19 protein-coding genes and 1 riboswitch are annotated in these 21,420 nt (G+C 65.5%); of the genes, 8 read left to right on the top strand and 11 right to left on the bottom strand.

From position 1 onward, the window contains the following. Window position 1: 1 nt before the first annotated feature. The gene (locus I6L33_RS07285; protein ID WP_216973815.1) at window positions 2-664 is read right to left on the bottom strand and encodes a hypothetical protein; all 663 of its coding nucleotides are present in this window, start codon (window positions 662-664) and stop codon (window positions 2-4) included. A gap of 332 nt (window positions 665-996) precedes the next feature. On the opposite strand from I6L33_RS07285, the gene I6L33_RS07280 reads away from it, so the two are divergent. Further along, on the top strand, window positions 997-3,192 hold the full coding sequence (locus I6L33_RS07280; RefSeq protein WP_216973814.1) for a glycoside hydrolase: 2,196 nt from the start codon (window positions 997-999) through the stop codon (window positions 3,190-3,192). A gap of 16 nt (window positions 3,193-3,208) precedes the next feature. Here I6L33_RS07280 and I6L33_RS07275 read toward each other — a convergent pair whose 3' ends face one another. Beyond that, window positions 3,209-4,000: an ABC transporter substrate-binding protein gene (locus tag I6L33_RS07275; RefSeq protein WP_216973813.1), complete on the bottom strand. Its 792-nt coding sequence runs from the start codon at window positions 3,998-4,000 to the stop codon at window positions 3,209-3,211. Window positions 4,001-4,077: 77 nt separating this feature from the next. Next, window positions 4,078-5,925 (bottom strand): M3 family metallopeptidase, encoded by a 1,848-nt coding sequence (locus I6L33_RS07270; RefSeq protein WP_216973812.1) that lies wholly within the window; start codon window positions 5,923-5,925, stop codon window positions 4,078-4,080. A 291-nt stretch (window positions 5,926-6,216) separates the two neighbouring features. Between I6L33_RS07270 and I6L33_RS07265 the strand changes: the two genes are divergently transcribed. Both I6L33_RS07265 and gbpA read left to right on the top strand, forming a co-directional pair. Next, on the top strand, window positions 6,217-7,908 hold the full coding sequence (locus I6L33_RS07265) for a methyl-accepting chemotaxis protein (RefSeq protein WP_216973811.1): 1,692 nt from the start codon (window positions 6,217-6,219) through the stop codon (window positions 7,906-7,908). Between the two features lie 265 nt (window positions 7,909-8,173). After that, a riboswitch (cyclic di-GMP riboswitch) is annotated at window positions 8,174-8,259 on the top strand. A 61-nt stretch (window positions 8,260-8,320) separates the two neighbouring features. Continuing rightward, window positions 8,321-9,745, top strand: a complete 1,425-nt coding sequence (gene gbpA, locus I6L33_RS07260) for an N-acetylglucosamine-binding protein GbpA (protein ID WP_216973810.1) — start codon at window positions 8,321-8,323, stop codon at window positions 9,743-9,745. 72 nt (window positions 9,746-9,817) lie between these two features. Here the strand turns inward: gbpA and cbl are convergent, their stop codons facing one another. The 6 genes from cbl to I6L33_RS07230 form a co-directional block, all read right to left on the bottom strand. Continuing rightward, on the bottom strand, window positions 9,818-10,765 hold the full coding sequence (gene cbl, locus I6L33_RS07255) for an HTH-type transcriptional regulator Cbl (protein ID WP_005308577.1): 948 nt from the start codon (window positions 10,763-10,765) through the stop codon (window positions 9,818-9,820). 176 nt (window positions 10,766-10,941) lie between these two features. Beyond that, window positions 10,942-12,009, bottom strand: a complete 1,068-nt coding sequence (locus tag I6L33_RS07250; protein WP_216973809.1) for a sulfate/molybdate ABC transporter ATP-binding protein — start codon at window positions 12,007-12,009, stop codon at window positions 10,942-10,944. A gap of 22 nt (window positions 12,010-12,031) precedes the next feature. Beyond that, window positions 12,032-12,928, bottom strand: coding sequence for a sulfate ABC transporter permease subunit CysW (cysW, locus tag I6L33_RS07245; protein WP_017782258.1), 897 nt, complete (start codon window positions 12,926-12,928; stop codon window positions 12,032-12,034). Continuing rightward, window positions 12,925-13,764: a sulfate ABC transporter permease subunit CysT gene (cysT, locus tag I6L33_RS07240; RefSeq protein ID WP_193558424.1), complete on the bottom strand. Its 840-nt coding sequence runs from the start codon at window positions 13,762-13,764 to the stop codon at window positions 12,925-12,927. Before cysT ends, cysW begins: the two co-directional genes overlap by 4 nt. Before the next feature lie 279 nt (window positions 13,765-14,043). Continuing rightward, on the bottom strand, window positions 14,044-14,619 hold the full coding sequence (locus tag I6L33_RS07235) for an alpha/beta hydrolase (RefSeq protein ID WP_216973808.1): 576 nt from the start codon (window positions 14,617-14,619) through the stop codon (window positions 14,044-14,046). Window positions 14,620-14,675: 56 nt separating this feature from the next. Further along, the gene (locus tag I6L33_RS07230) at window positions 14,676-15,677 is read right to left on the bottom strand and encodes a sulfate ABC transporter substrate-binding protein (protein ID WP_216973807.1); all 1,002 of its coding nucleotides are present in this window, start codon (window positions 15,675-15,677) and stop codon (window positions 14,676-14,678) included. 209 nt (window positions 15,678-15,886) lie between these two features. Here I6L33_RS07230 and I6L33_RS07225 point away from each other — a divergent pair, with 209 nt between their 5' ends. The 5 genes from I6L33_RS07225 (at window position 15,887) to I6L33_RS07205 (ending at window position 19,160) form a co-directional block, all read left to right on the top strand. After that, the gene (locus tag I6L33_RS07225) at window positions 15,887-17,149 is read left to right on the top strand and encodes an MgtC/SapB family protein (RefSeq protein WP_010635197.1); all 1,263 of its coding nucleotides are present in this window, start codon (window positions 15,887-15,889) and stop codon (window positions 17,147-17,149) included. Window positions 17,150-17,229: 80 nt separating this feature from the next. Continuing rightward, window positions 17,230-17,820, top strand: coding sequence for a sugar O-acetyltransferase (locus I6L33_RS07220; RefSeq protein ID WP_017787465.1), 591 nt, complete (start codon window positions 17,230-17,232; stop codon window positions 17,818-17,820). Then, on the top strand, window positions 17,817-18,158 hold the full coding sequence (locus tag I6L33_RS07215; RefSeq protein ID WP_010635199.1) for a DUF1294 domain-containing protein: 342 nt from the start codon (window positions 17,817-17,819) through the stop codon (window positions 18,156-18,158). The genes I6L33_RS07220 and I6L33_RS07215 overlap by 4 nt, the downstream gene beginning before the upstream one ends. Before the next feature lie 128 nt (window positions 18,159-18,286). Then, window positions 18,287-18,499 (top strand): hypothetical protein, encoded by a 213-nt coding sequence (locus I6L33_RS07210; RefSeq protein WP_005308557.1) that lies wholly within the window; start codon window positions 18,287-18,289, stop codon window positions 18,497-18,499. A gap of 199 nt (window positions 18,500-18,698) precedes the next feature. Then, a complete protein-coding gene (locus tag I6L33_RS07205) occupies window positions 18,699-19,160 on the top strand; it encodes a hypothetical protein (RefSeq protein ID WP_216973806.1) in 462 nt (153 codons plus the stop codon). A gap of 72 nt (window positions 19,161-19,232) precedes the next feature. Here I6L33_RS07205 and I6L33_RS07200 read toward each other — a convergent pair whose 3' ends face one another. Next, complete coding sequence (locus I6L33_RS07200) at window positions 19,233-19,868, bottom strand: FMN-binding negative transcriptional regulator (protein WP_216973805.1); 636 nt, start codon at window positions 19,866-19,868, stop codon at window positions 19,233-19,235. Between the two features lie 144 nt (window positions 19,869-20,012). Then, window positions 20,013-21,395 (bottom strand): argininosuccinate lyase, encoded by a 1,383-nt coding sequence (argH, locus tag I6L33_RS07195; RefSeq protein ID WP_216973804.1) that lies wholly within the window; start codon window positions 21,393-21,395, stop codon window positions 20,013-20,015. Between the last annotated feature and the right edge of the window lie 25 nt (window positions 21,396-21,420).

Raw genomic sequence — 21,420 nt, 5'->3', positions numbered from 1 at the left:
GTTATTGGTGAGTCGGGATCAGGGCGTCATCGCCGCCATGACCCAGATCCAGCGGCGGGTTCTTGTAAACCCAGCCCTTGCCTCCCAGGGTCTCGACGGAGTAACTGCCTTGCGGCGTGCCGATGAACCCGAAAGTCGCTTGCTTGCCGACGGTGAAATTGACCGGATAGCTGTCACCGTCGACCCGAATCTCCCCTTGCCAGTTGCGCTCCCCGCCCCGCTGCAGCTCGACCTTGGTCACCCTGGCCTGCAGGGTGCTGCCGTCTGGCAGCGGCAACGCCACGCTGTCGCCCACCTGGGCCCGCTCCAGATCGCTGCCCTGCAGGGCGATCGGCTGGGGTTGCTCGACCGCATCGCCGGGCTCCGCCAGCGGAAAGTCCGCATCCACCTCGGCCGCCTGCCAGGGGGTCTCCAGCTGCTGGCTGCCATCTTCCCGCAGCCGATCCGGCTTGGCGGGGGGCGTGACCGGCGCCGGCTTGATCGCGGGTACCGGAATGGCGGCGAGCGGCGTCAGCTCCGCCAGCGGGGCCGACTCTGCCGCACGCGCCTCATCCCCGGCCGTCATTGCGCCGGGCGCCACCGGCTGCGACCACAGCCACCAGCCGATCACCCCGGCCAAGAGGGTGCACAATGCCAGCCCAAGCCCCCATTTCGCTCTCTTCATACTGATACTCCAGTCAAAAACAATCCTTATAAAACAATGAATTGCATTCAAAGTGAGGGGGCATGCTAGAAACTGGCAACAAGGCTGGCACCCCCCTATATGGGGCGTCTGAAAAATCGACGCTGGTGTTTGCGCACATCCATTTGAGTCGACAAAGCCAGCGCTGGCGGGGGCTGAGGAAGGGTTCGAATGATGCTTTTTTGCTGCGATAAAACGTCCGTGAAAGCGACCGGCATGACTCCCTTCACCCCATATGGGTTAAACAAATTTGGCTGTACCGGGAGGTGGGCTGCGGCGTACCCTGATGGCATTGATCAGGTCAAGGATGTTGCATGAACGGTTTGCGGATAACGGCGCCAGCACTGGGCTGGCTGGCAATTTCATGGCTGGCGGCGCCGCTGGCCGCCGCCCCCCTGACCCTGCAGGGAGGGACTCAAAGTTACAGCATCGATCCCGATACCCTGGCCATTGCGGTGAACCGGATCCCGGTCAGCGCGGGCCAGCCCGCCCGCCAGGTCGATCAGCTGCAGCAGGATGACCAGCAGGCCAGCTGGCGCTGGCCCGCCCAGGAGGCCAGGGTGGAGGTCAGGCTGGATGGCGACGACCTGCTGCTGACGCTTGCCAGCGACAGTCCCCGTCAGCTGACCTGGTACAGCCTGCCGAGAAACCAGACCCATCTCTCCCTCGCCATCGGCGAGGGCAGCCGCTTCTCGGTGCGCGACAGCGACTGGCTCGGCTATGTCGGCGACGAGCTGGCCGAGCTCAACACCCACTACGACCTCAAGCTGCCGCTCTGGAGCCAGGATGCGGGCAAGCAGACCTACAGCTGGATCCTGCAGAGCCCCTACGACAACCGGCTCAAGTTCAGCCGCCAGGGGGGCCGGCTGCAGCTGAGCGCCAGCCACGAGTTCAGCAGCTTCAACGCTCAGGCGCCCATGGTGGTGCGGCTGAGCGTGGGGGATGACTGGCTGGCAGGGGCGCGCCGCTACCGGGCGTGGTTGCAGAGCGAGGGGGCCTGGCAATCCCTGGCCGACAAGATTGCCCGCGTCCCGGCCGGCCGGCGACTGATCGGCGCCAGCCATGTCTACCTGTGGGGGGATGCCCTGCTCGATCGGCAGGACGTGAAGGCGTGGCCCGCTCTGCAGGCCAGATTGCAACAAAAGCCGGAGTGGCTGCAGACCTTCAATGCCGAGGAGCGGGAGGCGCTGGCCGCCGCCCATCCCGAGGTCTGGCAGCAGAGCCTGATCATGGCCGGCCTCAACCGGCTGATTGCCAGCCAGCTGCCGCTGCCTGCCCAGCAGGGCCCGCAGGCCCAGAGCAAGGTGCTGGCCCTGCGCCAGCAGTGGGTCAAGGGTCAGCTGGGGGATCTGCTGGTGCCTCAGGAGCGCTGGGGCCAGGGGCTGTCGCTGCCGGTGATCGAGGCGCTGCAGCAGGCGGGACTGCGCAAGCTGTGGCTCGGCACTCCGCAGTGGACGGCGGCCCTGCAGCAGGGCTATGCCCTCACCGCCGCCCAGCGCCAGGGCTATCTGGTGGGCAGCTATGACTCCTACGACACCGCCATCCCACCCGGCACCAACGACAGCTGGCTCACCGCCCAGCTGCCGCCGGAGATCGGCAAGCGCTGCGCCATCGTCGAGGCCAATGGCAAGCCCAAACCGGGCTTTGGCGGCGAAGGGGTCTATCTCAACCCCGGCTGCACCCTGCCCTTTGCCAAGAGCCGCATGAGCGAGCTGGCCAAGGCCAGCGGCATCAACAGCCTGTTCCTCGACGTGGATGGCACCGCCATGGCCTCCAACGACTACAACCCGGCCCACCAGCAGGGTAGCCAGGCCATGGTCGCCGACCGCAACGCCCGCATGAGCTGGGTGGGGGATCACCTCGGCCTGGTGCTGGGCTCGGAGGATGGCAACGCCCTCACCAGCAAGCCGCTGCTGTTTGCCCACGGCATCCAGAGCTGGGGCTTTGGCTGGGAGGATGCCGCCATGCGCAAGCAGGCCAAGTCCCCCTACTACCTCGGCAAGTGGTGGCCGGACGAGGCGCCGCAGGTCTTCTTCCAGCCCGCCCGGCTCAAGCCACGCTACCTGAAGACGGTGTTCAATCCGGCGGATCGGCTGCCCCTCTATCAGGCGGTATTCCACGACTCCGTGCTCAACAGCCACCACTGGCTGCTGGACAACCTGAAATTCCCGGGCATCAAGGAGGAGCGCGCCCTGCTCGGCCTGCTCTACAACACGCCGCCGCTGGTCAACCTGAGTCGCAGCACGCTGGCCAGTCGCCTGCCGGAGTTGACCCGGCTGAGCGAGCAGTTCGGCCCGCTGCACGAGGCGCTATGGGACAAGGCTCTGGTGGGCTTTCGCTGGCGTGACGGGGTGGGCCGGGTGCAGGAGACCCGCTTCTCCGACGGCAGCCGGCTGGTGGCCAACTTCAGCCACAACTCCATCATGATCGACGGCCACAAGCTGGCGGGCCGGCAGCTGCTGGTGGCGCTCAAGGGCAAACCGGTCAGCGTGCTGAAGATCCAGGGCTAGGCCCGGCGGGGGGGGATCAGAAGGGGGCGGCCCCGCCGAGCGAGACGGTGGGCTGCGCATGGAGGTTGAGCCAGCGCCGGCGCAGGGTCTCCAGCGAACCATCCTGGCGCATCTGGTCGAGGGCCTGCTGCAGGGCCTGCACCTTGGCCGGCTCCGTCGCCAGGTTGAGGGCGAAGTAATACTGCTCGCTGTCGTCATAGACGAACAGCGGGGTGAGCGCCTCGAAGCCGTGCCCCAGCTGGTGCATGTGGAAGGCCGCCCCCAGATCCAGCGCCGTCACCAGCTCCACCCGGCCGCGCAGCAGCATGCGAAACTTGTCCTCCTCGCTGTTGACGCTGACCGGCGCCAGCCCCTGGCGGACCAGCTGCTGGGCCGAGGCCGAGTTGCGTACCACGGCGATCCGGTAGTCGCTCGCCTCCTGCAGGCTGCGGGGCTGGATATCGGTGCGCGAGCTCAGCCGCCACACCCTGATGGTGCGCGGCCCGACCGGCCCCACCCACTGGAACTGGTGCTCCCGCTCCGGGGTGCGCGCCACCGAGAAGAGGATGCTGCCCGCCCGATAGCGGGCATTCTGATAGGCCCGCGCCCAGGGCAGCAGCTGAATGTCTCCGCGCAGCGCCAGGCCGCTGCGCGCCAGCAGGGCGTGCAGCAGATCCACCGAGAAACCGCTCACCGGCTGGCCGGCCAGCTGGTAGTTGTAAGGGGGCATCTGCTCGGTCAGCGCCTGCAGTGCCCGGGCCGGCTGCGCCAGCGACCCCGTCAGCAGCAGCGTGGCCAGCAGCCACCTCCACCGCGATCTTGTTCCCACCCTCGACTCCTTCCCATGAAAAACAGACCCCTGCCGTGGCAGGGGTCTGACATAACGCATGTTCACCGGCTTGCGCCTCAGTGACTGGTGGCCGCCTCCTGGTAGTGGTGGCGGATCCAGCGTTCGAAGCCGGCCAACATGGCTTCCTCTGAGTCGCTATTGTCGGCGATAAGCTGGTCGCCGTGAACTACCCGGATGCGGGCATCGAGCGGTGCCCCCTCGCCGGCCGGCGGACGCTGACGGGCCGCCGCCATGCAAGCCTCGGCCTGTTGCCACGCCTCGGCCACGCTCTGGTTGCACACCGCGGCCAGCGGGCCGGCGCTGAAGCCCTTGCCGGTGAGGCTACGCAGGGTCTCGTCATGGGTCATGCCGTTGCCCGGCCCCCAGTAGTGGGCGGCCAGATCCGGCCCGATGCGCGGGTTGTCGGTGAGGTAGCCGTCGCGCTTCAGGAAGTAGGCGCGGGTCTGCTCCACCGCCATCAGCGCCAGCAGGTAGCCGTGATAGGCACAGGCCGACTCCTGGTTGAGCAGGTGCGGGATGGCCAGCAGCGGGCGCGGGCTCTCCACCCCCAGGATCTGGCGCTCCCAGCGGCGGGCCAGCGCCAGCACGGCAGCCGGGGTACGTTCGGCCTCGTCCATGGCGTAGAGATCCCGCTCGAAGTAGGCCACCAGCGCGATCTGGCGCTCGTTGAAGGCACGAAACGGCTGGCGCGCCTCGATCATCGCCTTGATCAGCGCATCCGGGATCGGCTCCCCCGCCGCATTTCTGGCGTAGCGCTTGAGCCAGTCCGCGTCATCCAGCAGGCTGTCGCAGAACATGGACTGGGTCTCGGCGTAGGCCATGGAGGTGGGCGGGAACTCCTGGGAGAAGCAGGGGGCGTTGCCGGTGACGTTGGCAAAGTGCGCCGCATGTCCCCCCTCGTGGAACAGGGTGTTGAGCCCGCTCCAGCCGCTGCCCACCTGGGCCGGGTCGGCCAGGCTGGTGAAGTTGACCACCGCCGGCACCCACTCCCCCTCCTGCCAGAAGCTCGGCACCGGGCCGTGGCAGAAGCCGTTCTCGTATTTCCCCTCCCGGGTCAGCAGATCCAGGGTGAGGCTGGCGCCGCGGTACTGGATGCCGAGGCGGCGGAAGCTCTCGACCCAATCCTGCAAAGCGCGGGAGAAGGGTACGTAGGGGTCGAGCTGGCGAGTCACGTCGCCGCTCACGCTGTAACGCAGGTTGTGGGGCAACAGAGCCGCCTCCCCCTTGGCCGCTTTCAGCTCGGCCAGGCTCTGGTGCAGCCGCTGCTCGGTGCCGGCGATGAAGTCGTCGAGGATGGCGAACAGCTGCGCCGGGCTCATCTGCTCGTTCTTGTGCACCTTGTAGTCGAAGTAGTCGCGATGGCCCATGGCCCGGGCGAAGCGGTTGCGCAGCGCGACTATGGCCAGATAGCCGTTGTCGACCACCCAGTTTTCCAGGGTGTGGAACATGGCGAGCGCGCTCTGGCGCACCGCCTCGTCGCTACTGGCGGCCAATGCCGTGCTGGCGGCGGGCAGACTGCCTGCCACCTCGCGGCCCTGCTCGTCCAGCAAGGTCAGCTTCAGCTCCCGACGGCGGGCAAACAGCGCCGCCTCGGCGGCCACCAGCTCGTCCATCAGGGCGGCAGCGGCCGGCGCCTCGATGACGTTGCATTCGAAAAAGGCGATCCAGCCTGCCAGACCGCGCTTGAGCTCGGTCTCCTCGGCCATGGCATGCATCTCCCGCAGCACCGGCAAGCGCGCCGGGTCGGCGCAGAAGGCCTTGTAGGCCTGCTCGGCGGCGGTGAAACCGGCCTGATCGTCACTGGTGCCCATGTAGGTGGACCAGAACAGATCCTCCTTGCGCCTGTGCACCTGCAGGTAATCGGCGTTGAGCTGGTTGAGATAATTCCTGGCAATGGAACTCATAAATTCCCTCTTGTTATGGGGCAGCACGGGGTGCCCACTCCTTTTTAGTGAAATGCCGACTCATTCACATTTTCTGCAAATAATCCGGCAAATGGTGCGCCGGGATGCGCGCGAACACGCTACCAAAAGCGAGGGTTTCTGTCTGCTGGCTATACTGGTGTCAAACTTCTCAATTGGCGTGCTGTCGCGCCAAGCCGTTGAAAGTTAATTAAATGTTAAATGAAAAATAATCAGGGCCAGCCGACAGACTGGTCACCACCAGACCCGCATGGGAAAGTTAAGGAAGAGACTATGTTCAAGCTCGGTGATATTGCCGTGAGCCGCAAATTGATGCTGTTGCTCTCACTGGCGCTGGTCGGCTTCATCGCACTGCTGCTCATCTCCGCCAGTGCCCTGCAGCGCAATCTGATGAGTGAACGGGAAGCCAGGCTGCAGGCCGTGCTGGATCTGGCCATGAGCCGGATCCAGGCGCTGGCCGCCACCCTGCCCGCCCTCCAGGCGCAGGCCGAGGCCAGGGCCATGCTCAACAGCATGCGCTTTGACGGTGACAACTACCTGTTCGTGCTGGACGAGAACCGCCGGATGCTGGTGCACCCCGTCCGGCCCGAGCTGGTCGGCCAGCAGATGGGCGAGAGCGGATCCGCCACCGCCGGCGCGCACTGGCAGCGGATGGTGGATCTCGGCAGAGGGGGTCAGCAGGGTCGGCTGGAGTACCAGTGGGTCTCCCCCTCCGGCGAATCGGCCCAGAAACTGTCGCTGGTGGCCGGCTATCAGCCCTGGGGCTGGATCCTCGGCTCCGGCGTGCTGCTGCAGGACATCCAGGCCACCATCTGGTCCCAGTACCAGCTGATGGGGGGCGCCACCCTGCTGGTGACCCTGCTGATGGGGCTGCTGGGCTTTGCCATCAGCCGCTCCATCGTCAACCCGCTGGCCGAGATCAACCGGGCCATGCAGCAGGTGGCCGCCGGCGATCTGGTGGTGAGCATCCCGGTGCACGGCAAGGACGAGCTGGGGGCCGTCGCCAGCTGCACCAACCAGGGGCTCAGCGCCATCCGGCACGCCCTGCTGGAGGCAAGCCAGGGGGCCGGCAACGTGGCGGATGCCGCCCTGCGCATCGCCGCCTCCGCCGAGCAGACCAACCAGGCGGTCAACAGCCAGCGGGATCAGCTGGCCCAGCTCGCCACCGCCATGAACGAGATGAGCGCCACCATCGCCGACGTGGCCGGCCACGCCGAGAACACCGCCCGCGACACCCAGGATGCCACCAGCGAGGCCGGCCTCGGCAACCGGGACGTGCACGCCAGCGTGCACGGCATCCAGGCGCTGGCCAGCGAGGTGGAGCAGGCCACCCTGCAGGTCAACCAGCTCAAGGAGGGGGTGATGCAGATAAGCGAGGTGACGGCGGTCATCAGCGCCATCTCGGAGCAGACCAACCTGCTGGCCCTCAACGCCGCCATCGAGGCGGCCCGCGCCGGCGAGCAGGGCCGCGGCTTTGCCGTGGTGGCCGACGAGGTTCGCCAGCTGGCGAGCCGCACCCGCCAGTCCACCGAGGAGATCCAGAGCACCATAGCCCAGCTGCAGCAGCGGGCGGTGAGTGCGGCCGACGCCATGGACGCCAGCCGCAAGCTGGCGGAGAGCAGCGTCGGCCAGTCCGAGAAGGCGGGCCAGGATCTCTCCCTCATCGTCAACCACATCCAGCACGTCAGCGACATGGCGACCCAGATCGCCACCGCGGCGGAGCAGCAGAGCATGGTGGCGGAGGATATGAATCGCAACGTCAGCGGCATCAACGACTCGGCGCTGGAGATGTCCCAGTCCGCCTCCCAGCTGGCTCAGGAGAGCGAGCTGCTGGCCGGACTCTCCCGCAGCCTGGACGAGCGGCTGGCCCTGTTCAAACTGGGCTCGGCCAGCCACCAGCCGGCAACCCAGCCACGGATGCCGCAACCGCCGCGGCAGGAGGATCGCCCGCGCATCCGCCACTGATCCGTCCTGGCTTGTCGCAGCGCACGCCCCCGCCAGATCGGCTGGCGGGGGCGTTTTTCATTGCGAAAAAATGCCAAATATTTGCATCTTGTCGACCTGTTCGACGAACTTGATGCCGTGGCGCCGAGTTAATAGCCATTTAAAAACATAAAGTTAAGTGTTTGCTCTACTCCGATGAGGTCAAGCTGTAAAGATTTACACTTAATTATTTAATCAAAAATAGTCATGATGAGTTGTCGCCAAACGCGACACCATGACCCTTTATGTAGTCATTTGGCAAACTGGTTGAAAGGCCAGGACGCAAAGCCTCCGGTCTAAAGACATGTCGTCCAGGATAGCGGGGTTGCCACACAGTGTTTCGGGGAACGCCCCTGCCAACTTGACTGCCCACATCTGTCGAACAGAGGAATGTATGGCAGCAAAAATCCAACTCAATCACGTCGCTGCAACCCTGGCCCTGCTGGTCAGTGGCAGCGTGCTCGCCCACGGCTACATCAGCCAGCCGGAATCGCGCAACTACCTGTGCAAGACCGGCGGCAACAGCCAGTGCGGCGCGGTGCAATGGGAACCCCAGAGCGTGGAAGGCCCCTCCGGCTTCCCGAATGGTGGCCCTGCCGACGGCCAGATCGCCTCGGCCGGCAGCGCCAGCTGGGGCGAGCTGAACGCCCAGACCAGCGACCGCTGGACCCGCCGCGAGGTACAGGCCGGCCCCTTCGCCATCAGCTGGACCTTCACCGCCAACCACGTCACCCGCAACTGGCGCTACTACCTCACCAAGCAGGACTGGAACCCGAACCAGCCGCTGACTCGCGCCTCCTTCGAGCTCACCCCCTTCTGCGTGGTGGACGGCAACATGACCCAGCCGCCCAAGCAGGTCACCCACCAGTGCAACCTGCCCGAGCGCACCGGCTATCAGGTGATCCTGGGGGTGTGGGAAGTGGGTGACACCAGCAACAGCTTCTATAACGTGATCGACGCCAACTTCAAGGGCGGCACCCAGCCACCGCTGGAATGGAGCCAGGGCGGCACCATCTACCCCTCCACCGAGCTGGCGGTCGGCGACAAGGCCAGAACTCTGGTGTTCGATGCCAACGGCGTGCGCCCCGATCTGCAGACCGAGCTGACCATCGCCAGCCCGGAGCAGGGCCAGAAGAACAACTGGACCCACGCCCTGGCGAGCAAGATCAATGCAGAGCAGAACCAGATCCGCGCCGGCCAGCAGAGCGGTGAAGGCCAGTTCAACCCCGTCTACGGCCAGAACCCGGTCTACTTCAAGGCCGGCAGCGCGCTGGAGCGAGTCGAGATCCAGCTCGAACAGCAGCAGCCACCGGTGAGCAACGGCGTCAGCGTGAGCGGCCTGGAGAGCGACTACCTGCTCGACGAGGGCAAGCTGACCCTCAACTTTACCGTGGCCGCCGAGGGCGATCTGACCGTCACCAACACCCTGTATGATCACGATGGGGCCGCCAAGGGACAGACCAGCGCCGACATCAAGGACAGCAGCCACAGCTTCACCATGCCGCTCACCGGGCTCAGCGCCGGTCACCACCAGCTGGTGATCGAGGGCAAACCCAGGGCCGGTGGCGAGGCGGTGCAGCAGACCCTGGACCTGATGCTCAAGGATCCGGCCGCCGGCGGTGACTACCAGTTCACCTTCCCGGAGGGGCTCAAGTCCTACACCGACGGCACCAGGGTGCTGCAGCCCAAGAACGGCAAGATCTACCAGTGCAAGCCCTTCCCCTATCGCGGCTGGTGCAGCCAGTGGTCGGCCAGCGCCACCCAGTATGAACCCGGGGTCGGTAGCAATTGGCAGGATGCCTGGATCCTGGTCAACTGACCCGCAGGCACAGCATGACGCCATCAACAAAACGGGGAGCCACTGGCTCCCCGTTTTCTCTGCTGTGACCGCTCAGATCTGGAAGTCGATGGCGGGCTCGCCCCCCATGGCGCGGGCCTGAATGTCCGCCAGCGCCAGCTCAGGGTTGCAGAGCTGGATGAACTGCCAGGCGAAGTTGTGCTGGAACTGCCCCTGCTTGAGACCGATCCAGGCGGTGTGGGGCGCAAACAGCCGGCTGCCGTCCAGCTGCACCAGTCCCTTGTCGCGCTGGGTGTCGAACGCCATGTCCGCCAGAATGCCCACCCCCATCTCCAGCTCGACATAGGTCTTGATGACGTCGGAGTCCTGCGCGGTCAGCAGGATCTGCGGGGCGATGCCGGCCTCGGCAAACGCCTCGTCCACCCGCGCCCGCCCGGTCAGCCCAGCCTGATAGGTGATGATGGGCCACTGGGCCAGCGCCGCCAGGGTCAGCTCCTGCTCGGCACTGAGCGGATGCTGCTCCGGCACCACTATGTTGTGGTGCCAGCGGTAGTAGGGAAACGCCACCACCCCTTCGCTCTTGTCGAGCTGCTCGCTGCTGATGCCGATGTCCACCTCGCCGGTCTGCACCAGCCGCACTATCTCCTCCGGACCGCCCTGGCGCAGCTCCAGCTGCACCAGCGGGAACTGCTCGCGAAACGCCTTCACCACCCGCGGCAGGGCGTAGCGGGCCTGGGTATGGGTGGTCGCCACCAGCAGCCGGCCCGAGTCGCGGTTGGCGAAGGTGCTGGCCAGCTTGCGGATGTTCTCGGCATCCCCGAGGATGCGCTCGGCGATCACCAGCAGCTCCTTGCCCGGCTCTGTCATGCCGAGCAGCCGCTTGCCGTAGCGGATGAACAACTCGATCCCCAGCTCCTCTTCCAGCTCGCGGATATGGCGGCTGACCCCGGACTGGGAGGTAAACAGGGCATTGGCCACCTCGGTCAGGTTGTAATCCCGCCGTGCCGCCTCCCGAATGATTCGCAACTGCTGAAAATTCACGTCATCGCCTCCTGCGCTGACCGGCCGGTCGGGGCCCTCCCCGCCGCCTTGTTGTTATCTTGTCTGGCTGCCCGAGCCTGAACTCTGGCCGCCATACTGACCCTGTTGCATCCCAGGCGGGCAGACTCCGCCCTGGTCACGCTGCTTGCCTGCGCGGCCCCCCAGGGGCCTGCCACTTAAATCTGGTAATCCGGGTAGAGCTGAGCCTGTCTGGCCACCAGCCGCACCCCCTGGCCCGGGTGGAAGGCGCGGGCCGCCTCCTTGCTCAGCTCGGCCTCGAAGTGTGCACCGTTTGTATCCCCATTGCCACGCAGTTCCACCCGGATGCGCGGCCCCATGGGCAGCAATCGGGTGATGGTGGCGCTGATGCCGCTCGGCGCATCCGCCGGCACTATCTCCAGCTCGTGGGGACGCACATAGGCGACGGCCGCGCTGCCCTCCGCCAGCTGGGAGCTGATGGGCCCACCCAGCAGCTGCTCGCCGATGCCGAGCCCCTGTCCGGCTACCCGCCCGCGAAACAGGTTCACGCTGCCGAGGAAGCTGTGCACGAAGGAGCTGACGGGCTGGTCGTAGACCTCGGCCGGGGTGCCGATCTGCTCGACCCTGCCGGCGTTCATCAGCACCACCCGATCCGCCACCTCCAGCGCCTCCTCCTGATCGTGGGTGACGAACAGGCTGGTAACGTGCAGCTCGTCGTGCAGCTCGCGCAGCCAGCGGCGCAGCTCCTTGCGCACCTGGGCGTCGAGGGCGCCGAAGGGCTCGTCCAGCAGTAGCACCTTGGGCTGCACCGCCAGCGCGCGGGCCAGCGCCACCCGCTGGCGCTGACCGCCGGAGAGCTGGGTCGGGTAGCGCGCGGCCACGTGGCTGAGCTGCACCAGTTCCAGCAGCTCCTTGACCCGGGCGCGGATCGCCGCCTCGGCCGGTCGCTCGCGGCGCGGCTTGACCCTAAGGCCAAACGCCACGTTCTCGAACACCGTCATGTGGCGAAACAGGGCGTAGTGCTGGAACACGAAACCGACGTTGCGCTCGCGCACGTGCAGATCCGAGGCATCCTCGCCGCGGATGATCACGCTGCCGCTGTCGGCCTGCTCCAGCCCGGCGATGATCCGCAGCAGGGTGGTCTTGCCGCAGCCGGAGGGGCCGAGCAGCGCCACCAGCTCACCGTCGTGAAAGTCGAGGTTGATGTCGGCCAGCGCCGCGTACTGGTTGAAATGCTTGTTGAGTCCTTGTACCTGAATGCTCATGGCAGCCTCTTGAATTCGGTGATCAGTGAGAGTGAACTGGCTGGGCACGCAGCCGGGCCAGCAGGGTTTCCCCCAGCAGGGTGAAGATCCCGAACAGGGCCAACAGGCTGGCCACCGCGAAGGCGGCGCCGGTCTGGTACTCGTTGTAGAGGATCTCGATGTGCAGCGGCAGGGTGTTGGTCTGGCCGCGAATGTGGCCGGAGACCACAGACACGGCGCCGAACTCCCCCACCGCTCGGGCAGTGCAGAGCAGCAGGCCGTACATCAGGCTCCAGCGGATGCCGGGCAGGGTGACCCGCCAGAACATCTGCAGGCCGCTAGCCCCCAGCATGATGGCCGCCTCTTCTTCTTCCGGGCCGCGCGCCTCCATCTGGGGCAGCAGCTCGCGCACCACGAAGGGCACGGTGATGAAGGTGGTGGCCAGGATGATGCCGGGAGTGGCGAAGATCACCTTGATGTCGTGCTCGCTCAGCCATTCGCCGAACCAGCCGCGGCTGCCGAACATCAGCACGAACATCAGGCCAGCGATCACCGGCGACACGGAGAACGGCAGATCGATGAGGGTGATGAGCAGTTGCCGGCCTGGGAAGCGGAAGCGGGCAATGGCCCAGGCGGCGGCGATCCCGAACAGCAGGTTGAGGGGCACCGAGCAGAGGGTCACCAGGGCGGTGAGGCCGAGGGCGCTGAGGGCGTCCGGCTCGCTGATGGCGTGCCAGAAGAAGTTCAATCCGGGGGACAAGGCCTGGATAAAGACGGTGGCCAGCGGCAGCAGCAGCAGGGCGGCAAACCAGCCGAGGCCGACCGTGATCAGCAGCCACTTGACCCAGACCGGCTCGCGGATGACGGGGGGCTGGCGCACCGAGGTGGTCGGCGCCGCCTCGCCCGTGGCCAGCGCCAGGCTTGCGTTGGATGCGTTCATATCCGGCTCCCTCCGATACGGGCCCAGCTCCAGGCCTGCAACTTGTTGATAAGCAGTAACAAAATGAAAGAGATCAGCAGCATGACCACGGCGATGGCGGAGGCGCCGGCGTAGTCGTACTCCTCCAGGTGGCTCATGATCATCAGCGGCGCGATCTCCGACACCATCGGCAGGTTGCCGGCGATGAAGATGACGGAGCCGTACTCCCCCACCGCCCGCGCGAAGGCCAGGGCAAAGCCGGTCAGCAGGGCCGGCACCAGGGTCGGCCACAGCACCCGGATGAAGGTCTGCCAGCGATCGGCGCCCAGGCTGGCGGCGGCCTCCTCCTGCTCGGTCTCGGCTTCCCGCAGCACCGGCTGCAGGGTGCGCACCACGAACGGCAGCCCGATGAAGGTGAGCGCGATGACCACCCCGATGGGGTTGTAGGCGAGCTCGATGCCAAACGGGGCGACCCACTGCCCGATCCAGCCGTTAGGGGCGAAGATGGCGCACAGGGCGATGCCGGAGACGGCGGTGGGCATGGCGAACGGCAGGTCGATCAGGGCATCCACCAGTCGGCGGCCGGGGAAGGTGTAGCGCACCAGCACCCAGGCCAGGATCAGGCCGAACAGGGCGTTGAGCAGCGCCGCCACCAGGGCGGCCCCGAAGCTCAGCCGAAAGGAGGCGAGCACCCGCGGCGAACCTATCACCTGCCAGAACTCGGCCAGGGTCAGATTGTTCAGCGCGAACAGCACCAGCGCCGAGAGCGGTAGCAGCACCAGCACGCCCAGATAGAGCAGGCTGAAGCCGAGGGTCGGGCCGAAGCCCGGCAGCACGGAGTAAGAACCAAATCGCATAACGCATCCGTTTGTTATGAAAAACATTAGATACAGCGATTCTGCGCACTCCTGTCAGGGGCAACAAACACCAATAACGCCTTTGCTAAGCACTTTTTTATCTAACAACGACATACAAGGCTTTTAGAGCCATAAAATGAAAAAAAGGTCTTTTATATAAATAAAAGACCTAAAAATGGAGCGTCGTGCAATGTACCAAGCTATCCAAATCAAACTGTCGTGGTATCGGCTGCCTGCCCTCCTTCTCTATTTCAAATCTGTGTGTTCAACGCTCGCCGCTTAGCGAAAACTCAAGGCCGCCCGCCGCTCCCACACCGCCGGCGTCGGCGCCACCACCATCTCGGCCCGCCGATAGAGGGTGCCGAGCAGGTTGAGCCCCTGGTGCCACTCGCCGTGGCCTGACTGGGCATTGAGGTGGCCCACCTCGCCAGCATCAAACAGCGGCACCTGCCACTGGCGGCTCCAGTATTCGGCCCGCTCGAAGCTCATCCAGGGATCGTTGCGGCTGGCCACCAGCTGGGCCGACACCGTGAGCGAGCCTGCCAGCAGCTCGTCTGGCAAGCCGAAGCGGGCCGGATCCGCCGGCGCCACGATAAACAGCGAGGCCACCTTGTCGGGCTGCCGGCGCGCCGCCGTGATGGCCGCCAGCGCGCCGAAGGAGTGGGCCACCAGGTGAGCCCGCCCGCGCCGGCTTTTGAGCTTGCTCGCCAGCTTGGCGCTCCAGACCGTGAGGTCGGGCCGATCCCACGGCAGCCCCACCATCCGCTGCCAGTGGGGGAATTGTTGGTGCCAGCGGCTCTGCCAGTGATCCGGCCCGCTGTTGTGCAGACCGGGAACCAGGAGGATCTTGTTCATCTTGGTGCTCCTATCAGCTGGCACAGGGGCCAGTTCAGTTGACGATAGCCGGCCGCTCAGTGACCCGGCTGATAGATCTGGTCAAACAGGGCGCCCTGGGCGAAGTGCTTCTTCTGCGCCTTGTCCCAGTCCCCTTCCAGATCCTTGACGGTGAACAGAGTCAGCTGCGGGAACTGGGCTGCGGTCTCCTTCAGGATCGCCGGGTTGCTGGGGCGATAGTGATATTTGGCGACGATGCGCTGCCCCTCGTCGGAGTAGAGGTAGTCGAGGTAAGCCTTGGCCACCGCCTCGGTGCCGTGCTTCCTGGCCACCTTGTCCACCACCGCCACCGGCGGCTCGGCCAGGATGGAGACCGACGGCACCACCAGCTCGAACTTGTCGCGATTGCCGGGCTGACCCAGCACCAGCAGGGCTTCGTTCTCCCAGGCCAGCAGCACATCGCCGAGGCCGCGCTCGATGAAACTGGTGGTGGCACCACGGGCGCCGGAGTCCAGCACCTTCACGTTCTTGTAGAGATCACCGACGAACTGCTTGGCCCCCTCCTCGCTGCCACTCTTCTTCAGGGCGTAGCCCCAGGCAGCCAGGTAGTTCCAGCGCGCCCCGCCGGAGGTCTTGGGGTTGGGGGTGACGATGGCCACGTCCTTGCGCACCAGATCATCCCAGTCCTTGATCTGCTTGGGATTGTCCTTGCGCACCAGGAAGACGATGGTGGAGGTGTAGGGCGCCGCATTGTTGGCCAGCCGGCTCTGCCAGTCGGCGCCAATCAGCCCCTGCCTGGCCACGGCATTGACGTCGTAGGCCAGCGCCAGCGACACCACGTCCGCCTCCAGCCCGTCCACCACGGCGCGCGCCTGCTTGCCGGAGCCACCATGGGACTGGCTGACCACAACATCGTTGCCGGTCTTCGCCTTCCACTCCCTGGCGAAGGCGCCGTTGTACTCCTGGAACAGTTCGCGGGTCGGATCGTAGGAGACGTTGAGCAGGTGGATCTCGGCGGCATTGGCCTGACCGAGGGCCAGCAGGGAGAGCAGGGTCAGGGCGGTCGTTCGCAGTTTCATGGGGATACTCCATATCTCGTTGGGTTGAGTTCAGCATGCCGTGGGCTTGTTATGCCGAGAACCAAGAAATAACGCTTTGCTTATCTCATTTGCTCATATCAGGAGGGCGCAGGCGCCATTCGCGCACTCTGTGAGCCAGGCCGCGCTGGCCCGATGCCGGCTGTGCCATCATGGAAACAAGGCAGGCTGATGACGAACAGGAAGTCGTTATGTGGATCAATGCAGAACCCGTCAATGGCGCCCTGGTGTCGCTGGCCATCGGCCTCATCATAGGGCTGGAGCGCGGCTGGCAGGTGCGCCAGCTGGGGGACAACCAACGCATCGCCGGGATGCGGACCTACGGCCTCATCGGCCTGCTCGGCGGGGTCTGCGCCCTGCTGCTGCCCACCCTGGGCCCCTGGCTGCCGCTGCTCGGCCTGCTGGCGGTGGTGATTGGTTGCGGCCTCTCGGTCTGGCTGGCCCAGCGCTGGCAGGGGGAGTTCGGCCTCACCAGCTCGGTGGCCATGCTGCTCACCTATCTGCTGGGGCTGATGTCGGTGCTGCTGAGCCCGAGCGAGGCAGTGGCCTGCGCCGTGCTGGCGGCGCTGCTGATGGGGCTCAAGGGCAAGATCCAGCAGGGGATGCTGTTTCTGAGCGAGACCGAATTTCACGCCACCCTGCGCTTTTTACTCATCTCGCTGGTGCTGCTGCCGGTGCTGCCCAATGAGGAGATGGGCCCGCTCGATGCCTTCAACCCCTTCAAGATCTGGCTGATGGTGGTGGTGATCGCCGGCATCTCGTTTTGCGGTCACTTCGCGGTACGCCTGCTCGGCACCCGCGCCGGGCTGGTGCTCACCAGCATGCTGGCCGGGCTCGCCTCCTCCACCGCCCTCACCCTGCAGTTTGCCCGCCTCAACAAGGAGCAGGGCGGGCTGGAGCGGCTGCTGGCCACCGGCATCCTGCTGGCAGGAGCCACCATGTGGCTGCGACTGCTGGTGCTGGTGCTGCTCATCCACAACGAGCTGGCGATGCGCCTGGCGGCGCCCCTGCTGCTGCTGGCAGCCACCGTCTACGGCTTCGCCTTCTGGTTCTGGCGCCAGCGCGAGGAGCTGACCGACGGCCCGGTGCAACCCCAGACCAGCAACCCGCTCGATCTCGCCACCGCCATCAAGTTCGGCCTGCTGCTAGCGCTGATCGGCTTCATGGCCACCCTGTTGCAGAGCAAGGTGGGCAACTCCGGGGTCTATCTGCTGTCGCTGGTCTCCGGCATCACCGACGTGGACGCCATCACCTTGTCGCTCTCCCAGCTCTCCCACAAGGAGCTGGCGCTGGAGGTGGCGGCCCGCGGCATCCTGTTGGCCGGGCTGGTCAACTCGCTGGTGAAGGGGCTGCTGGCCCTGGGGATCGGCGGCCGCCGGCTGGGGCTGCGGGTGCTGCTGCCCTACTTCGTCTCGGCCCTGCTGATCCTGCCGCTGATCTGGCCGGGCGCCTGAGGTTGCAGCAAGTGACAGCCTGACGCCGCCAAAGTGCTCGCGTATACTGGCTCCTCTTGGCACATGAGAGGAGCGGTAGCATGGCAAGCGATTGGGACAAGGTTCTGGCGGGCGGCGCCCTGGACAGCCAGAGCGAGGAGATAGCGAACGACCGGATCCGCGGTCAGGCGCTGCTGGCACAACTCAACGCCTCCCCGGCCGGTGACCAAGCCCTGCGCCAGCGCCTGTGCGGCGAGCTGTTCGGCCACTGCCCCGACTCCTGCTGGATCAGCACTCCCTTCACCTGCGAATTCGGCCGCAACATCCACATCGGCGAGAAGAGCTTCTTCAACTTCAACATCACCATTCTCGACGTGGGCGAGGTGCACATCGGCAGCCATGTGCTGCTGGCACCCAACGTGCAGATCTACACCGCCACCCACACCATGGACTATCTGGAGCGACGCAACTGGACCGCCTACAACAAGCCGGTGCGGATCGGCGATGACTGCTGGATTGGCGGTGGCGCCATCATCTGCCCCGGCGTCACCATAGGGCCGCGATCCATCATAGGGGCCGGCGCCGTGGTCACCCGCGACATTCCGGCCGACTCGGTGGCGGTGGGCAACCCGGCGCGCGTGATCCGCAGCCTGAGCCCGGACGCCCCCCGCGGCTGGGAGCTGGCCCTGTGATCTGGCTCGCCCTGCTCCCCCTGCTGTGGACGGCCTGGCTCGGCCTGGCCGACGCCAACTGGTGGCCGCTGGCCATAATCACCTCCATGAGTCTGCTGACGATGCTGGCCTACGCCCACGACAAGCGCCAGGCGGTGCGCGGCGGCTGGCGCATCCCCGAGTCCCGGCTCCATCTGCTCGAGCTGTTCGGCGGCTGGCCCGGCGCCCTGCTGGCCCGCCACTGGCTGCGCCACAAGACCCAGAAGGGGAGTTATCGCAGGGTATTCTGGTTCATCGTGCTGCTGCACCTGACCCTGTGGGGGCTCTGGCTCGGCCGTCCGCTCTGGCAGACGGTCTGACGCGGGCAAAACAGCCCCTCGACATTCCCGTCCACCCCCTTGCCGGCCATTGCAGCCGGCAATCGGGTATGAGACAACAGATGGCAACAAGGCTGTTTTCTCGTTTATTCATCGGCAAGGAGTCATTCATGACCATGTGGACCGGTATCGTGCTGATCGTCTTCATCAGCGCTCTGTTCGGCTTTCTCAGCAAGCGGGCCCGCTACCAGTTGGGGGATGCCCGCATCACCGATCGTCTCGGCAAGCAGGACATGCTCATCAACGAGCTGCAGGAGCGCATCGCCAATCTGGAAGCCATCGTCATCGAGGAGGAGAAGCGCCGCCCGTTCAAGGAGCTCTGATCCGGCAAGCCGGGCGGCAAACCGCCAGCCCCCGGGCTGCAAGGGTTTGCCGCCGCCCTCTCTCGCTCTCGCCCGCCCTCTGCCTGGCCAAAACTAAATTCACCGCAGGATCAGTCCCCTGCCACTCTAAGACTAAATTTTCGCCAAATTGGCCCGTTCCCTGCTCCGTCATGACATCAGTAGTACGGAGAGTGACATCATGATCGCCATCGGCACCCTGCTTCCCCTCGCCTCCCTCGCCCTCAAGCTCGGCAGCAAGCTGCTTGGGGACAGCACGCCACCGGCCCAGACCGAGCCCCCCGTGCAGGAAGAGCGGCTCGCCCCCACGGTGCAGAGCCTGTTCCAGCGCCTCGACGTCAAGGAGGCAAACAGCGAGCAAAACCGCCCCGCCATCAACCACTTCATGGGGGCGCTGATGCAGACCCTGGGCCAAGAGTACTCGGGCCAGTCGCTGCCCCAGGCCATCGACGCCGCCCGCACCCAGCTGGCAAACGGCACCCAGAGCACCCGCCTCGACGCCCTGCAGGGCGAACTCGACACCCTCAAGGGCTCCCTTGGCAACAGCGACCTCAGCCTCGATCAGCTGCTCTTCGCCTTCAAGCAGACCCTGCCCAATGGCAAGGGGGAAGGCGTCGGCAAGCTGCTCAATGCCAGTGTGTGAACGGCGGTGAGCAATAAAAAACGGCAACCTCCTGGTTGCCGTTTTTGCCGGGCCGGATCCCATGATGCCACGCTAGGGTAGTGAGGAAGGTGGACTCAGCATCGCCTCTGCCAGCGTGCTCTGCCCGCGATCCTGCAAGGCATTGGCCGCCCCCAGGCGATCCGCCGCCTCCTTGTTCTGACCCAGCTTGAACTTGCCGACCAGCCCGGTTATCTCGATTTCAATGCCGACGACCGCCTGCACCATGGCCTCGAGATAGTCTCGCGGCGCATCCGCCATCTTCCAGGGGGTTGGCTCTGCGGCTTCATGGGTGCGGGTCAGATTTGCCAGCAGCCGGCGCACGAAGCGGGCATCGTCACGGATCTGGATGCGACCGTGAGCATGCACCACGCTGTAGTTCCAGGTCGGCACCAGCTTGTGATGCTCCTGCTTGCCCGGATACCAGCTGGGAGAGATGTAGCCATCTGCAGCCTTGAAGATCACCAGCACCTCGTCGCCGTCTTTCACCTCCTGCCAGAGTGGATTGTTGCGGGCAACATGGGCACGCAGGACGCCATGTTCCCCTGCTCCAGCATCGAATTCGAACGGCAGGTGGTTAGCATCCAGCCCCCCTTCACCATGGGTGATCAGAGCCCCCAGCGGATATGCTCGGATCAGCTGGTGCAGGGTCTCGGAGTCGGTGACGGCAAAATGGGGTGGCAAGTACATGCAGGTTCCTTCTGGTTGGCGCTGAGTTCCATTCAGCCTGGTCAGGGATTTATGCCCGCTTTGCCGCCCTCGGGGCAAGCGAAACAGGCTGATAAGCCGACATAAAAAAGAGGGCTGACGCCCTCTCTTGATGTTCCTGTGCGCTTAGACGCGTTTGGCCAGCCACTGTTCGGCGGCGGTGAGGGCCGATTCGATCTGCTCGCGGGCGACGCCGCCCTTGGCAACCCGCTTGGCCAGGGTCGCTTCCAGCTCCAGGTTCGGATAGACATCCTCCCCCACCACGGGGCTGAAGCGCTGGAACTCAGGGAGGGAGAGCTCTTCCAGCGGCTTCTTCACCTGGATCGCGTAGACCACGGTTTCACCGACGATATGATGCGCCTCACGGAACGGAATCCCCTTGGCCACCAGATAATCTGCCAGCTCGGTGGCGTTGGCGTAGCCGCCCTGGGCCGCCGCCATGGTGCGCTCGCCATTGACCTTCAGATCGATCAGCACCAGCGCAGCCATGTCGAGGCAGTCGTGCCAGGTGTCGAGGGCATCGAACAGCCCCTCTTTGTCTTCCTGCATGTCCTTGTTGTAGGCCAGTGGCAGCGCCTTCAGGCTCATCAGCATGCCCAGCTGGGCGCCGACCACCCGGCCGGTCTTGCCACGGATCAGCTCCAGCGCATCCGGGTTCTTCTTCTGCGGCATCAGCGACGAGCCGGAGGTGACTGCATCGGAGAGCTCGACAAAGCCCGCCTCGCCGGTGTTGTAGAAGATGAGGTCTTCGGCAAAGCGCGACAGGTGGGTCATGGAGAGGGACGCCACGTGCATAAGCTCCACCACGTGATCCCGATCGGAGACCGAATCCAGGCTGTTGCGGGTGGCACCGCTAAAGCCCATGTCCAGCGCCAAGGCTTCGCGGTCGATGGCGTAGGCGGTGCCCGCCAGCGCGCCGCAGCCGAGCGGGCTGGTGTCGAGGCGCTTGAGGGCATCCTGCAGCCGGGAGTAATCCCGCTCCAGCATCTCTACATAGGCCAGCGCCCAGTGGGCGTAGGTGACCGGCTGGGCGCGCTGCAGGTGGGTGTAACCCGGCAGCACGGCGGCCTGATTGGCACGGGCAGAGGCCACCAGCCCCTGTTGCAGGGCGGTGATGGAGCCGAGCAGCAGCTCACCCTGCGCCTTGCACCAGAGTTTCAGGTCGGTGGCGACCTGATCGTTGCGCGAGCGGCCGGTGTGCAGCTTCTTGCCAAGATCGCCGACAGCGGCGATAAGCTGGCTCTCGACCCAGGAGTGAATGTCTTCGGCGTCCGAGCTCAGGATCTGCTGGGGATCCTGCTGCACAGAGGCGAGCAGCACTTCCATCGCCTGTTGCAGTTTGCCCTGCTCATCGGCAGTCAATACACCCACTTTCACCAGCGCGCGGGCCCAGGCCATGGAGCCCTGAATATCCTGCTCCGCCAGCCGGTAATCGAACCGCAGCGAATCGTTGAACTGCTTGAACCGGCTATCGGCTCCCTGACTGAAGCGTCCACCCCAAAGTGCCATACTGCTCTCCTTGAATTACTGCGGC

The organism is Aeromonas sp. FDAARGOS 1403 (assembly GCF_019047325.1).
Taxonomy (GTDB): Bacteria; Pseudomonadota; Gammaproteobacteria; order Enterobacterales; family Aeromonadaceae; genus Aeromonas; species Aeromonas dhakensis.
The sequence above is the reverse complement of the archived record's forward strand: the minus strand, read 5'-3'. Positions and strand labels throughout refer to the sequence as shown.

Coding starts and splice junctions, on each gene's coding strand:
- I6L33_RS07265 (WP_216973811.1), top strand. CDS start 6,217: ATGTTCAAGCTCGGTGATATTGCCGTGAGCCGCAAATTGATGCTGTTG.
- cysW (WP_017782258.1), bottom strand. CDS start 12,928: ATGAACGCATCCAACGCAAGCCTGGCGCTGGCCACGGGCGAGGCGGCG.
- gbpA (WP_216973810.1), top strand. CDS start 8,321: ATGGCAGCAAAAATCCAACTCAATCACGTCGCTGCAACCCTGGCCCTG.
- I6L33_RS07210 (WP_005308557.1), top strand. CDS start 18,287: ATGACCATGTGGACCGGTATCGTGCTGATCGTCTTCATCAGCGCTCTG.
- I6L33_RS07200 (WP_216973805.1), bottom strand. CDS start 19,868: ATGTACTTGCCACCCCATTTTGCCGTCACCGACTCCGAGACCCTGCAC.
- I6L33_RS07250 (WP_216973809.1), bottom strand. CDS start 12,009: ATGAGCATTCAGGTACAAGGACTCAACAAGCATTTCAACCAGTACGCG.
- I6L33_RS07230 (WP_216973807.1), bottom strand. CDS start 15,677: ATGAAACTGCGAACGACCGCCCTGACCCTGCTCTCCCTGCTGGCCCTC.
- I6L33_RS07225 (WP_010635197.1), top strand. CDS start 15,887: ATGTGGATCAATGCAGAACCCGTCAATGGCGCCCTGGTGTCGCTGGCC.
- argH (WP_216973804.1), bottom strand. CDS start 21,395: ATGGCACTTTGGGGTGGACGCTTCAGTCAGGGAGCCGATAGCCGGTTC.
- I6L33_RS07235 (WP_216973808.1), bottom strand. CDS start 14,619: ATGAACAAGATCCTCCTGGTTCCCGGTCTGCACAACAGCGGGCCGGAT.
- I6L33_RS07280 (WP_216973814.1), top strand. CDS start 997: ATGAACGGTTTGCGGATAACGGCGCCAGCACTGGGCTGGCTGGCAATT.
- cysT (WP_193558424.1), bottom strand. CDS start 13,764: ATGCGATTTGGTTCTTACTCCGTGCTGCCGGGCTTCGGCCCGACCCTC.
- I6L33_RS07220 (WP_017787465.1), top strand. CDS start 17,230: ATGGCAAGCGATTGGGACAAGGTTCTGGCGGGCGGCGCCCTGGACAGC.
- I6L33_RS07285 (WP_216973815.1), bottom strand. CDS start 664: ATGAAGAGAGCGAAATGGGGGCTTGGGCTGGCATTGTGCACCCTCTTG.
- I6L33_RS07205 (WP_216973806.1), top strand. CDS start 18,699: ATGATCGCCATCGGCACCCTGCTTCCCCTCGCCTCCCTCGCCCTCAAG.
- I6L33_RS07270 (WP_216973812.1), bottom strand. CDS start 5,925: ATGAGTTCCATTGCCAGGAATTATCTCAACCAGCTCAACGCCGATTAC.